This is a genomic window from Micromonospora sp. SH-82, assembly GCF_051132485.1.
Classification (GTDB): Bacteria; Actinomycetota; Actinomycetes; order Mycobacteriales; family Micromonosporaceae; genus Micromonospora.
Genome location: NZ_CP148049.1, coordinates 3,282,830 through 3,295,217, shown reverse-complemented (window position 1 = coordinate 3,295,217; position 12,388 = coordinate 3,282,830). Strand labels below are relative to the sequence as shown.

Sequence of the window (12,388 nt, the reverse complement as noted above, 5' to 3'; positions counted from 1 at the left end):
GCTGTCCGGCGGCGTGGGGTCTACCTGTTGTCATCTCGAAGGCACGCTGCCCGGTACCGAAAGCCGGTTTCCCGGCGGCAGGGCGAGGACCGCCGCTGCCGCCGGGGCGGATGTCGTTCAGTGGGCTGACAGGGTTCCACTGATCTCGTTGGGGACCGCGGGCAGTTCCACCGAGCCGACGACCTTGCCGGTGGTGAGGTCGAGCCGGTGCACCTTCTTGGTGGCGGGCTCAGTGACGTAGGCGACGTCGCCGCGAACGAACAGGGCCGGGCGGGGTTCCTGCCAGTTCATCGGCTCTTTCCACGCACTGACGACGGGCCACGCGTTGGTGATCGCACCGGCGGCGGGGTCGACGACGTGGAGCTTGCCGTCGGTGCCGAGGATCAGGCCCTCACCATTCGGGCCGCGCGCCAGAGAGCGGAAGCTGTAGCTGACGTCCTCCGGCATCGGCACCACCTTGAGTGAGTTCGTGGCGGTGTCGATGAGCGCGAACTGCTCAGGGAACTCACGCTCCGCGTCTGCGTCGATCTTGTAGTCGCCGAGCAGGACGGGCGACTTCTCGCTGCCGACCTGGGTGGCGACAGCGCCGTACGCCCGGTCGCTCTTGACCTTGACGAAGTCGCCGTTCTTGAACAGCAGGACCCCGTCGGTGCAGCCGAGGCCGACGACCTCACCCTGGGCGACGGCTTCGCCGTGTACGCCCGGGCACTCCTCGCTGCGGGCGATCTCCTTGCCGTCCTTGTCGAGCGCGATCGCGCCGGGGCGGGACTCTTCGGTGCCGAGGCTGACCACGAGGGTCCCGTCGCTCAGTTCGACCGCGACGCCGTGGTGCGGCTGTGCGGTCTTGTACTGGCGACCGGTGGGCTTGCCGTCGGCGAGGGCCTTCGGGTCGAAGCTGTGCACCTCACCGGTGCCGTCGGTGAACAGGACGGTGCGGTCGCCGTGCAGCACGACGTGGCCGGGCTTGGCACCCGGGTAGCTGATGTCGGTCATCTTGCCGGCGACGGCGTCGAGCACCTGGAAGCCCGCCTCGGTGGAGACGAAGACGCCGGTGTCGTTGCCGGCCGGGTTGATCCGATTGAATCCCGCCAAGGCGATGGTGTGCGCCACCGTCAGGGCCTCGCCGTCGAGCACGTGGATACCACCGTCGTAGGTGATCGCGACCGGCTCCTGCACCGAGGCGGCCGACGACGAGGACGGGGACCCGGTCTCGTTCGTCGCCTCGGACCCGCAGGCGGCGAGCGTCAGCGAGGCTGCCACCAGCGCGGCCAGGCCGCTGGTTGTCCGTCGATTCACTGCATTCCCTCTCTTAGATAAGACTGACAATCGTTTTCATTAAGGTATACGGCGATGCCCGTACGGGCGCATCTGGGGGTTCAGCCGCTCAGGCCGCCGATGATCGCCTCGGTGTTGAAGCGCATCATGTCCAGGTAGGTCGCGGCGTCACCGTCGGCGCCGCTGAGCGATTCGGAGTACAACCCGACGACGCCGACCGTCACACCGGCCTCGGCGGCGAGGACCTCGGCGAGGCGGGCGGGTTGCGCGGTATCGGCGAAGATCGCCCGCACCTGGTGGGTCTTGATAGCGGTGACCAGCGAGGCAAGGTCGGAAGCGCTCGGCGAGGCCAAGGTCGTTCCACTCGGGATGATCGCGCCGACGACAGTGAGGGCGTAGCGTTCGGCGAGGTAGCCGAAGACATGGTGGTTGGTTACCAGAACCCGACGCTCCGCCGGGATCGCGGCGAAACGCTCGGCCAGCCGCGCGTCCAGATCGCCCACGTCTTTCGCGTACGTCTCCGCGCGGTGGCGTACGGCCTCGGCGTCCACACCGTCGACGTGCGTGACGATCTCCTCGCCCAGCAGCCGAATCGCGGTGACGACACGTCTCGGGTCGGTCCAGAAGTGTGGGTCCGGTAGCCCGGCGGCGTCGCCGTCGCGGTATTCCATCGGCTCGACCCTGGCGCCCACCTCGACGGTGGGGACACCCTCGGACTTCGCCGCCTCGACGTGGTGCAGCACGCCCTCCTCCAGGCCGAGCCCGTTGTAGACGACCAGGTCGGCCGTCTGCATGGCATGTGCCTCCCGCGCGGAGACGGCGAACGAATGCGGATCGGCGTTCGGCTTCATCAGGACGCTGACCTCGGCCTGGTCACCGACGATCTCCGCGACGACGTCGCCGAGGATGTTCGTGGTCACCACGATGCGCGTCCGCTCCGGTGAGGTACAGGCGGCGCTCCCGACCAGTACGGCAGCTGCGGCGACGAGCGCCGTCAGCATCCTCGCCGCCCTCATCGGCCGACCTCCACGGCCAGATCGGGCTGCTCGGCGACCCGCAGCGTGCGGGCGGTGCGCAACCCGTCGCGGTAGTCGATCTCGTAAATGACCCGGGCAGCCGGCTCGGCCAGGTAGGCACGGTCGATGTCCAACATCAGGCTCGCCGCCGGCACGGTCTTCTGCGCGAGCACCTTCCCGGTCTCCAGGTCGTAGCTGATCAACGTGCCGGACCTGTCCAGAGCAAGCACCGTGCTGCCGTCCGCCGGCGAGGCCGCCGCCACCAGCTCACGCCCTCCAGCCGGGAGGTATCGCAGCGTGGCCTTGGCCGCGTTCACCGACCAGATTCCGGCGCGATCGGCGACAGCCGCCTCGTTGCTCCGCGGCCGGTACCCGAACATGTCCGTGGCGACCGGGGTCTGCGGGCTGGGCAGGGTTGTGGCGGTGAGCTTCTCGCCCTCGAGCCTGACGCGCACGAGACTGTCCTCGCAGGCGATCACCGCGCCGCCACGCAGGACGGCCCAGCCGCGCGGCGCGACGCACGGCACGTCCAGAGCACCGGTCCGTTCGCCTCGCTCACTCATCGCGGTGATCCGATTCGCAGGCTGGCCCGGATCGTCGCCGACAGCGACGAGAAGCTGCTTCGCGTACGGCACGGCCAGTGCGGAAGAGCTGCCGGAGTCGATGGTGGCAAGCTCGGCGACCTTGCCGGCTTCGAGTTCCCGACGGTCCAGCACGGTGACCTTCCCGTCCGCCGTACCGACGGTGGTGTGAGCCTCGAAGCCGGCGACCGTCGTGACCGGCGCGTCCAGGGTCAACGTGCCGACCGAGCGGGCCGGCGCCAGATAGTAGTGGACGTGGTCGGTGTGATCGACCGTCCAGACACCGGTGTCGACGATCTCGAGCCTCCGGTCACCGTCACCGACGTAGACGAAACGGCCGTCCTCGGTGACCCGTTCGGCACCGAGCGACAGGACTATCTCCTTCTCGGTCGTAGCGGTCAGATCGAGTAGGTGCAACCGCTGGTCCCCACGGGTCGCGTACGCGATGGCCGACCGGGGTTCGGCCAGCTCCTCGGCACCGGCGACATAGCCGTGCGGTGTCTCCTCGACTGCCGTTGGATCATCCGACGAAGCGCACGCAGACAAGGCGAGAGTGACACTCAGGGTAGCGGTCCACACGGCGCGCCGGGAACTGGTGACGATCACGAGATTCCTTCCGATGAGGGATGTGCGACTGGTGTGGGGGCCAGCGGCCTGCGTCCACCCAGCGCAGTCACGATCCGGCGCGCCCCAAGGAGCACGAAGAAGATCGACACCGCAGTGGCGGCGATCGTGGCGCCGGCGGCGGTCGCGGCGTACCAGGAGACCCACAGACCGATCACGGTGGCGGCCGAGCCGATCACGAAGCTGGCCAGCATTACCGCGGGCAGCCGGCGCACCACCAGCATGGCGGCAGCCGACGGTGCGATCAGCATTCCGAAGGCGAGCAGGGTGCCGACGACACTGAAGGCGACCGCCATCGTGACGGTCAGCAGCGCCAGCATCACCATGTTGGCCAGATCTGGTCGAAGGCCCAGCGTCTGGGCCTTGCGCGGGTCGAAGGTCAGCGCCAGGAACGGCCGGTAGCACCCGACGGTCACCGCCGCCACCACGGTGACGGCGACGGCGAGCATCAACAGGTCGGGCCGTTGGATCGCCAGTACGTCGCCGAACAGGAAGGCCGTCAGGTCGGTCGCGAACGACCGCGAGTGCGACACGACGATGACCCCGACCGAGAGCATCCCGACGAACAGCAACCCGATGCTGGTGTCCCGCCCGAACTCCCGGCTGTGCCGCAGGGCGTTGACCCCGGCGGCCATCGCGAAGGCACTGACGGCGGCCCCCACGACGAGGTTCCCGCCCATGATCGAGGCGACCGCCACGCCCGGCAGCATGCCGTGGCTCATCGCCTCCCCGAGGAAGGTCATCCCCCGGGCGATCACCCACACACCGACCAGCGCACATGCCGCCGCCAACAGCACGCCACCGATGAGCGCGCGGACGACGAAGGACACGGTGAACGGCTCGACCAGGGACCACATCACCTGGCCGACTATACTGGAATGAAAACCATTGCCATTAAGGGGGCTGTGTTGAGCGCTGATGTCCTGACTGCGGAGCAGGTGGGTTTCCGGTACGGCGACGTGCCCGTCCTACACGACGTGAACCTGCGCGTCGGCCCCGGCTCCACGGTGGCCCTGACCGGCGCGAACGGCACGGGCAAGAGCACACTGCTACATCTGCTCGCAGGTGTCACCCCGCCGACCCGGGGCCGTGTCGTCCGGAGGCCGGGCACCCGCCTCGCCCTGCTACCACAACGCACCAGCGACATCGACGCACTCCCCCTGACCGTCGGCGAATGCGTCCAGATCGGGCGGTTCGAGAAGCGCCGTCGCCTCAGTCGAGGTGACCGCGCGCGCGTGACGGAGATCATGCAGTGGCTGGACATCGCCCACCTCGCTCGTCGCCGGCTTCGCGAGCTGTCCGGCGGCCAGCGCCAGCGCACCCTCATTGCGCAGGCACTCGTCCAAGACGCCGACGTCTACCTCCTGGACGAGCCAACCGCCGCCCTCGACACCCGCAGTCGGCAGCACGTCCACGAACTACTGGCCGAACGCGTCGCCGCCGGTGCGGCGGTGGTCGTCGCCAGCCACGACCCTGCCGAGGCCGCACTCGCGGAACGGACCATTCACTTGGCAGGCACCGCGCCGAGTCTCGTCACCGCGAAGTGACATCACCGGTCTGAGGGGTCGATGCCGACCACCCGAACAGACCCCCTCGGCCCGCCCGGCGTCGGGAAGACTGCCGGGCCGTGTTCTCGAAGTCTGATGTCGGCACAGCGGTGGTTGACCCTCGATCAGGTCGAGGACCCACCCTCACCGAGAACGTCCCGCACGCGATCGACCAGTGGAGACCTCGGATGCTCGACCTGGAAACACTACGGCCGATCCTGCGCGCCACCTGGACCGCTGACACCTGCGACCCCCACGACCTACCCGACTGGCGGCCGGACAACCCCGCCCGAGGACAGTGCGGAGTGACAGCCCTCATCGTCCAGGACCACCTCGGAGGAGACCTGATCCTCGGTTCTACGAGTGCCTGACGGCGCGGGCTGACGCGTTGTTCGATCTGACCGACGCGGTGTTGTGCTCCGACGGGCCGGTCCGGTCGTTGGTGGAGTTGTCGCTGGTGGGTGAGCACCGCCGTGGCCATGGGGCGTTGTATGACGCCCTCGCCTGCGGCCGGCTGGACATCGATCGGCTGCGCACCACTTTGGCGGCGGTGCCGTTGCCACGGGCAGCTGACGGCCGGTTGGTCCTGGCGGTGGACGTCACCTGCTGGCTGCGGCCGGGCGCCCACACCTCACGCAGCGAATCCTGTGCCACACCTTGCCGCCGCAGGACCGCTTTCCGCGACGTTGAAGATCAGGTCGTGTTTCAGGGATCAAGGCCAGGGGCACTGAAGGTGACATCCATGCCTATTGCGACCTCGACGCGATCACCGTGGTCGTGATGGCCCCGGCGATAAGCGTTGCGGAGAGGACGAGGAACCAGGGCCACCGGGCGCAGCCGGGCCGATCGCGATCAGTCCCGTCAGGACCTACTGTTGCGATCTTCGGCCAGGCACGGTGGCTGGGCGCAGCCCCAGCGCCCACGAACCTGCCTGGGTGCCCAGATTGAAGTTGCGATCCTCGCCCGGGCGCGGTGGCCGGGCGCAGCAGCCCCCGAACTGGGAATATTCACTCCGATCGTTAAAATGCATCCCCACATCGAATCGGTGCTGCCCATTTTGCACCCATTTTAAGGTTGGGAACCTCCTGGGAATTTCGTGTTCACCTCAGACAAGTCATCGTTAAGGGTAGACGGGGTGCTGCTATCGCAAGCGCATCGAAACGCAGGGTCACCGCGCAGAACCTTCTCACCTACCGACCCCCGAGAGGACAGATCAGCACCGGGCGGGTTGGCGCCGACCCCGGCGGATGGGACGCGGAGAGGTTAGGCGGCTGGCGGCCGGTTACTGCACGGGATGAACGTGGTCGCGCCGTCGGCGGTTGCTTCTTCCAGTTCTGCGAGTACGGAGGTGCTGGTGTCGGCAACCAACTTGTAGGAAGGAGTGACCGAGTGCGTCCCAGATCCTTGATGTCCTCCGGTGTCGGCGTACGAGTTGGCGTGGCCAGTCAGGTACGACCAAACCTGCCCAGCCCGCCGTACCTGGCGGGGACCTTCATGTTCGCGCCGACGCCGTCGCTCGCTGAAAAAATCGACTGTCGTTAGAGCCTTCTGCAGGCACGGCCGGAGCGGGACCACCGAGCAGGTGTGGCCCGATTACGGTGCACGAGCGCTGCGGGTAGTGCCCGGGACCAAGCCGACCCGCACCGCAGCCGCGCAGCGGCGAGGAGCGGAAGCGGCGCGGTAGGAATGTGGGCTGGGCTTCCCGCCAGCGCCCAAGACCATCTACCCCTCGAACCAAGGGCACGAGGCTGGTCCTGTTCATCTGTACCTACCTGGTCACGTTCACCCGTACGCCGACATCCGGCGGCGAGCATCAGGGTTGCGGCGATGCGTCTGAGGTCATGGAACTGTACGGGTGGCAGGCAGCTTCAGTGGACGGACTCGGTCGAAGCGGCCGGTGACCGCCTCCGGGTGCCAGGGCCGGCCGTCTCGTTTGCGGACAAAGGGGGTGCCGGTGTCGGCCCACGTGTCGGCGGTGCCCTTCCCCTCGTAGCGTGGAGGCCAGAGCTTGAGGGATAGAGGTTCATGGCTGAGACGAGACGCCAGTTCGATCCGGAGTTCCGGGCGGGTGCGGTGCGGATCGTGCGTGAGACGGGTAAGTCGATCGCTCAGGTCGCCCGTGACCTGGGGGTCAACAGCGGGACCCTGGCCAACTGGGTGAAGCGGGACCGCGAGGCTCGCGGTGAGGCCGCTGCCGGGCAGCTGGCCGAGGACGAGCGGGCGGAGCTGGCCCGGCTACGGCGGGAGAACGCCGAGTTGGCGATGGAGCGTAATGACGCCCCTATGTTTGTCAAGTCGTCGGGGTGGGTGTTGTCGCTGGTGGCAGGGCTGCGGTGATGAGGGGGAAGATCTGCCGGGCGACGTAGCGCTTCAGGCAGCGGATGGCTTCCTTCGTTGATTTGCCCTCGGCTGTCCGTTTCGTGGCGTAGTCGCGGGTGCGTTGGTCGCGGCCGAGTCGGGTCAGGACGATGGTGTAGAGGGCGCTGTTGGCGCGTCGGTCACCGCCTCGATTGAGCCGGTGGCGGGTGGTCCTGCCCGATGACGCCTCGATCGGGTTGACGCCGCAGAGGGCCGCGAACGCGGCCTGGTTGGCCAGCCGGTCGGGATTGTCGCCGGCGGCGATAAGCAGCGCCGCGGCGGTGTCGGGACCGACGCCGTGCTGCTCGAGCAGCTGCGGCGCGCAGGCGGTGATGGCGGCGCTCATCTGCTGTTGTAGGACGCGGGCTTCGTCGGTGAGGGCCAGGACTCGGCGGGCCAGGCTGCGCAACACTGTGCTGGTGGCCGCGCGGGTGTCGGGTCGGCTCGCACCAGCAGTGCCTTGAGCTGGTTGATGGCCTGGGTGCGGGCCTTGACTGCCGAGTCCTTGGCGATCTTGAACATGCGGATCGTCTCCACGACGCCGTCGCCGCTCTTCGCCAGGCCGGTGGCCTGCCCGGACAGCACCGCGCGGGCGGCGTTCTCCGCGTCGATGGCGTCGGTCTTGCCGCGGCGGCGGCGCACCGCCCGATCGGGCCGGTTGACCTCGACGACCCGCAACCCGTCGCGGTGCAGGTGCCGGGTCAGCGCGGTGCCGTGGGAGCTGGTGCCCTCCACCCCTGCGCGGCGCAGCCGACCGTGTCGGCGCGCCCAGCTCACCAAAGCGGTGTAGCCGGCGGCGGTGGTCGGGAACGCCCGCGTGTCCACCAGCGCACCCAGTACGGTGACCACTGCGGCGACGTGCGTGTCGTTGTGCGTGTCGACGCCAAGGACGATCTCCTCATCCATCGCCGCGGCGTTGGTCGGTACGTCGGTCGGCAACAGCAGATCCTTCCACTCGGGGACAGGGGGTCGACCGTCGACCGGACGTGGTGGTCAGGACTGTGACGGCGCATCGGCGAGGCCCCTATCGGGACACATCTACGCCCAGGTCGGGTCGGTGCCACCCGAGGGCGAAGTCGACGGGTCATCACGAAGGCACCCGCAGGGCCAGTCTCAAGCTGGGTCAGACCCCGCCCGCCGGGCGGCACCAGTGGATCCTCACAGTCCTCAAGCGATCCGTGGTCGGGTGGGTCAAGGAAGCGACGAGCCGGTGAGCGTGGCCGCCTTCATCGCTTCCCAGAGGACCGAGCATTCCGTGCCGCACGCGGTGGCCTGCCGGGCCCTGGGAGTGTCCGAGTCCTGGTTCTACAAGTGGCGTGACCGGCCACCGACCCACCGCCAGGAGCGGCGTGTCCGGTTGACGGCGGCGGTCAGAACGGTGTTCGACGACTCGGGCGGCACCTACGGCAGCCCCCGAGTCGGGATCGAGCTGCGCGAGCAGGGCTGGCAGGTCTCGGACAACACGATCGCGCAGCTCATGGCCGAGCTGGGCTTGGCCGCCCGGGTCAAGCGCCACCGGCGGGGCCTGACCCGCCCAGGTACACGTCCGGCCGCACCAGACCTCATCAAGCGGGTGTTCACCGCGCCGGCGCCCGATCGCGTCTGGTGCGGCGACATGACCGAGATCCGCACCGACGAGGGCAAGCTCTACCTGGCCACCGTCATCGATCTGTACTCCCGTCGGATCCTCGGCTACGCGATCGGCGCCCACCACGACGCCGGCCTCGTCGTCGCCGCGCTGAACATGGCCGCCGTCACCCGCGGCGGCAACATCGACGGGGTGATCTTCCACAGCGACAGAGGCAGCGAGTACACCTCGGCCGACTTCGCCCAGGCCTGCGCCCGATGGAAGGTACGCCAGTCGATGGGACGGGTCGGGTCGTGCTTCGACAACGCCGTCGCCGAGGCCACCTTCTCCACCATCAAGGTCGGATACGTCCACCGCCGCCACTTCCGCACCCGTACCGAGGCCCGCCTGAAGATCGCCACCTGGATCACCGACTTCTACAACCGCCGTCGCCGGCACTCCGTCTGCGACTGGCGATCACCCATCGACTACGAACGATCAGAGACCCGCGCCCTGCAGTCCCGGGCCACATAACAGAGCCCTCCACGATTCCAGGGGATTGACAAGTCGAGCAAGGCCGGCATAGCGGGCGCTCCCGCGTGTCGTACCCGAGGTTGGCCCCAGCCCTCGGCCTCAGAGGGCGGTCTGCGGCAGCTTGATCTGATCTATGCGTTGCGTCTGGTTGGTGGCCTTCCGGTGGGTTCGCTGTGGATAGCGGCAGGTCGATGAGTTGAATGTGAGTTCTGGTCGTGACCGCTCGGGCGGGTGGGGCGTTAGCCTGGTCATGGGTGATCGGAAGCCGTATCCGAGCGATGTCAGCGACGAGCAGTGGGAGCTGATCGGGCCGTTTCTGCAGGCGTGGAAAACCAGACGCGTCGCGGTGTCGGTGTCGGGCCAGCCAGGCGACTACGACCTGCGGGAGGTCGTGAACGCGATCTTCTACCAGAACCGGACGGGTTGTCAGTGGGCGTACCTGCCGCATGACCTGCCGCCGAAGTCGGCCACCTACTACTACTTCGCGCTGTGGCGTGATGACGGCACTGACCAGGTGATTTACGATCTGCTGCGCTGCCAGGCGAGGGAGAAGGTGGGTCGTCGGGAGGATCCGAGCGCGGTGGTGTTGGACACCCAGTCGATCAGGGCGGCGAACCACGTCCCGGCCACGACGACCGGCAAGGACGCGGCGAAGAAGGTGTCGGGGCGTAAGCGAGGCTTGGCGGTGGACGCGTTGGGACTGGTCATCGCGGTCGTGGTGGCCGCGGCGTCGGTCACCGACAACGCCATTGGTATCCGGCTGCTCGACAAGGTCGTCGCACACACCCCGACGGTGAGCCGCGCCTGGGTCGACGCCGGGTTCAAACAAGACCTCGCGCTGCACGGCGCCGTCCTCGGGGTCGACGTGGAGGTCGTCAAACGCTCCGACACTCGGCCCGGGTTCGTGCCGATCCGTAAGCGGTGGATCGTCGAACAGGTCAACGGCACGTTGATGCTGCACCGCCGCCTCGTGCGCGAGTACGAGAGCCGACCGGAATCCTCGGTGTCACGAACCCTGTGGGCCTCGACGGCGAACATCGTGCGCCGGCTGACCGGAACCAGCACACCCACCTGGCGGCACCGGTGAACCTCCCCACCGTCCTCGACCTGATCACCGACCGGGAGACCACCGCACGCCGGCACGCCGACCGACTCCGCGAGCAGATCACCGCCCTGACCAGCGAACTCGCCCGCCTCGACGGCGAACTGGCCGACCTGGCGACGACCCGCACCACTCTGCGCACCCTCGCCGCCGCCGAGTTCACCGCAGACGATCCGACGATCGCCAGCGGCCCCTACCAGCAGATCCTGCATGTCCTCGGTGCCGCGCCCGCCGGCATGCGCGCCAAAGGCATCTGCCTCGCCCTCGGCGTCGAACCCTCACCGAAACACGTCGAAGGCACCCGCGCGAAGCTGAAACGCATGGTCAACCAGCGCATCCTCACCGAAGACGAACCCGGTCTGTTCACCCTCATTCCAAAACAGACGTAGTACTGCGAACCGGCCTCTCAGCAGTCGGTGTCTCCGTAGATCTCGTGCAGGATCTTGCGGACATGGCGGGCGATGTCGGCGGGATGCGTGGTGGTCGCGTGTTCGCGGTTGAGCGATTCGTGCACGTCGCTCCAGAACCGGTCCTCGCCGTGGCCGGCCGGCAGGCGCAGAAACCAGCGGTAACCGGACAGGCGGGCTGGGATGCCGGCGTCTTGCAGGTAGGCGTTGATGTCGGCGTCAATCTCGGTCTGCTCGGCCGCGGCCCGTGGTCGAGCCTGGTGGTCGTCGCCGGCCGGGCCGCTCGTCGTCACTACGGTGATGTGGCGGTCAGGCCGGTCGGGGCAGCGGACGAGCCTGGCCAGCCCTGCGGTCCAGCCAATCAGGGCGCCCCAGCCGCTCTCGGGCAGTTCGAGATACTCACCCGCTGGCTCGATCGGCGCCTCCGGCGACAACTCGACGTCGTCCCAGCTGTTAGCGCTCGTCTCCCCGTAGTCGATCATGGTTGCCTCCCGCCGCGATGGGCTGGGGCCCGCCGGACTCGGTAGGCCTCAGCCCATTGTCCCCAGGCGAGGGCTGGCTGCTAGGGGAAAACGCAGTTGCTGGTCCCGTAGCAGTTGAACTGCTGCGACCGCAGCGGCGCGGCGATGTAGGTGGGATACCCGCTTGGGGTGAACAGCGTGTTGACATCCGCGTAGTACTCGTTCGAGTTGACCAGACGGTTGCCGTAGACGGTGCCGCTGTCCCACCGCCATCCGGACGGGCCGATCACCGGGCCGCCGACGTAGTGGTCACCACAGTTGGCGTCCGGCAGGTTGTTGCGCTCTTCGTAACAGTTGACATAGGTGTCGTTGAAGTCCAGCGTGGGCCCGCTATCCCAGATCAGCGTCGCCCGCCACTGCGCCTGCCGACCGTTGAGATTGGTCCGCAGCACCACGTCGTAGGAACCAATCACTCCGCTGGTGTTGCCGTAGGCGGCGTTGCCCTTCGTCTCCGCCGCATAGTTGTTGATCTTCCGACGGCAGATCGAGCCGGTCTCGCACCACGTGTCGTAATCATCGGCGAGAACGCCGACTCCCGAGCCCTCCGCCCTTCCCGCCGCTGGCGCGACCGCCGTGAACGCCGTGATCACCTGTCCCGCCGGCGAACGAGTGATCGCAGTGAGCCCCTCCGCTGTGCACACCCACTGCGACGCCCGCTGCTTCGCCGCCAGCTTGATGCACGGCGCGAGAGCTGCGCCACCCTCGTCGGACTTCCTGACCTCGGACGGCCCGGCCATAGCCACACCAGGTGCGGCCATGGCCGAGATAAGCAGGGCCCCGGCGAACACCGCTGCGGCCTTCCGTCGCATGTCCATCGAACCTCCCGTATCGCGACGGACTTCATCGTGAAACTTCC

The 12,388-nt window shown here is 68.0% G+C and carries 12 protein-coding genes and 2 pseudogenes; 7 read left to right on the top strand and 7 right to left on the bottom strand.

Features of this window, described 5'->3' with window-relative positions; genetic code table 11:
* Positions 1–117 precede the first annotated feature (117 nt).
* The 4 genes from aztD to aztB all read right to left on the bottom strand — a co-directional run bounded on the left by aztD (position 118) and on the right by aztB (position 4,353).
* Entirely contained in the window at positions 118–1,296 is a 1,179-nt protein-coding gene (gene aztD, locus WHN02_RS15150; RefSeq protein WP_434739384.1) for a zinc metallochaperone AztD, read from the bottom strand.
* 80 nt (positions 1,297–1,376) lie between these two features.
* A complete protein-coding gene (gene aztC / locus WHN02_RS15145) occupies positions 1,377–2,276 on the bottom strand; it encodes a zinc ABC transporter substrate-binding protein AztC (protein ID WP_434739383.1) in 900 nt (299 codons plus the stop codon).
* Positions 2,277–2,287: 11 nt separating this feature from the next.
* The gene (locus WHN02_RS15140; RefSeq protein ID WP_434739382.1) at positions 2,288–3,478 is read right to left on the bottom strand and encodes a hypothetical protein; all 1,191 of its coding nucleotides are present in this window, start codon (positions 3,476–3,478) and stop codon (positions 2,288–2,290) included.
* The gene (gene aztB / locus WHN02_RS15135; RefSeq protein ID WP_434743967.1) at positions 3,475–4,353 is read right to left on the bottom strand and encodes a zinc ABC transporter permease AztB; all 879 of its coding nucleotides are present in this window, start codon (positions 4,351–4,353) and stop codon (positions 3,475–3,477) included. The genes WHN02_RS15140 and aztB overlap by 4 nt, the downstream gene beginning before the upstream one ends.
* A 21-nt stretch (positions 4,354–4,374) precedes the next feature.
* Here aztB and aztA point away from each other — a divergent pair, with 21 nt between their 5' ends.
* From aztA to WHN02_RS15115, 4 genes and pseudogenes are all read left to right on the top strand, one after another.
* On the top strand, positions 4,375–5,043 hold the full coding sequence (gene aztA / locus WHN02_RS15130; protein ID WP_434739381.1) for a zinc ABC transporter ATP-binding protein AztA: 669 nt from the start codon (positions 4,375–4,377) through the stop codon (positions 5,041–5,043).
* A gap of 188 nt (positions 5,044–5,231) precedes the next feature.
* Positions 5,232–5,414: a YunG family protein gene (locus WHN02_RS15125; protein WP_434739380.1), complete on the top strand. Its 183-nt coding sequence runs from the start codon at positions 5,232–5,234 to the stop codon at positions 5,412–5,414.
* A pseudogene (locus WHN02_RS15120) lies at positions 5,342–5,700 on the top strand (transposase); the annotation flags it as partial. The gene WHN02_RS15125 and the pseudogene WHN02_RS15120, both read left to right, overlap by 73 nt.
* Before the next feature lie 1,368 nt (positions 5,701–7,068).
* A complete protein-coding gene (locus tag WHN02_RS15115) occupies positions 7,069–7,380 on the top strand; it encodes a transposase (protein ID WP_434739379.1) in 312 nt (103 codons plus the stop codon).
* Here the strand turns inward: WHN02_RS15115 and WHN02_RS15110 are convergent.
* A pseudogene (locus WHN02_RS15110) lies at positions 7,334–8,307 on the bottom strand (IS110 family transposase). The gene WHN02_RS15115 and the pseudogene WHN02_RS15110 sit on opposite strands and share 47 nt — an antisense overlap.
* Positions 8,308–8,656: 349 nt before the next feature.
* On the opposite strand from WHN02_RS15110, the gene WHN02_RS15105 reads away from it, so the two are divergent.
* The 3 genes from WHN02_RS15105 (at position 8,657) to WHN02_RS15095 (ending at position 10,993) form a co-directional block, all read left to right on the top strand.
* The gene (locus WHN02_RS15105; RefSeq protein ID WP_434739378.1) at positions 8,657–9,502 is read left to right on the top strand and encodes an IS3 family transposase; all 846 of its coding nucleotides are present in this window, start codon (positions 8,657–8,659) and stop codon (positions 9,500–9,502) included.
* Positions 9,503–9,752: 250 nt separating this feature from the next.
* The gene (locus tag WHN02_RS15100; protein ID WP_434743965.1) at positions 9,753–10,589 is read left to right on the top strand and encodes an IS5 family transposase; all 837 of its coding nucleotides are present in this window, start codon (positions 9,753–9,755) and stop codon (positions 10,587–10,589) included.
* Positions 10,586–10,993, top strand: a complete 408-nt coding sequence (locus tag WHN02_RS15095; protein ID WP_434739313.1) for a hypothetical protein — start codon at positions 10,586–10,588, stop codon at positions 10,991–10,993. Before WHN02_RS15100 ends, WHN02_RS15095 begins: the two co-directional genes overlap by 4 nt.
* Positions 10,994–11,010: 17 nt before the next feature.
* Here WHN02_RS15095 and WHN02_RS15090 read toward each other — a convergent pair whose 3' ends face one another.
* Positions 11,011–11,493 (bottom strand): DUF5956 family protein, encoded by a 483-nt coding sequence (locus WHN02_RS15090; RefSeq protein ID WP_434739377.1) that lies wholly within the window; start codon positions 11,491–11,493, stop codon positions 11,011–11,013.
* Between the two features lie 80 nt (positions 11,494–11,573).
* Positions 11,574–12,347 (bottom strand): hypothetical protein, encoded by a 774-nt coding sequence (locus WHN02_RS15085; protein WP_434739376.1) that lies wholly within the window; start codon positions 12,345–12,347, stop codon positions 11,574–11,576.
* Positions 12,348–12,388: the final 41 nt, after the last annotated feature.

What these genes read in the sequence shown, in the direction of transcription:
- aztC (WP_434739383.1), bottom strand. Translation starts at nt 2,276, where the DNA reads ATGCTGACGGCGCTCGTCGCCGCAGCTGCCGTACTGGTCGGGAGCGCC.
- aztB (WP_434743967.1), bottom strand. Translation starts at nt 4,353, where the DNA reads ATGTGGTCCCTGGTCGAGCCGTTCACCGTGTCCTTCGTCGTCCGCGCG.
- aztA (WP_434739381.1), top strand. Translation starts at nt 4,375, where the DNA reads ATGAAAACCATTGCCATTAAGGGGGCTGTGTTGAGCGCTGATGTCCTG.
- WHN02_RS15125 (WP_434739380.1), top strand. Translation starts at nt 5,232, where the DNA reads ATGCTCGACCTGGAAACACTACGGCCGATCCTGCGCGCCACCTGGACC.
- WHN02_RS15115 (WP_434739379.1), top strand. Translation starts at nt 7,069, where the DNA reads ATGGCTGAGACGAGACGCCAGTTCGATCCGGAGTTCCGGGCGGGTGCG.
- WHN02_RS15100 (WP_434743965.1), top strand. Translation starts at nt 9,753, where the DNA reads ATGGGTGATCGGAAGCCGTATCCGAGCGATGTCAGCGACGAGCAGTGG.
- WHN02_RS15090 (WP_434739377.1), bottom strand. Translation starts at nt 11,493, where the DNA reads ATGATCGACTACGGGGAGACGAGCGCTAACAGCTGGGACGACGTCGAG.
- WHN02_RS15085 (WP_434739376.1), bottom strand. Translation starts at nt 12,347, where the DNA reads ATGGACATGCGACGGAAGGCCGCAGCGGTGTTCGCCGGGGCCCTGCTT.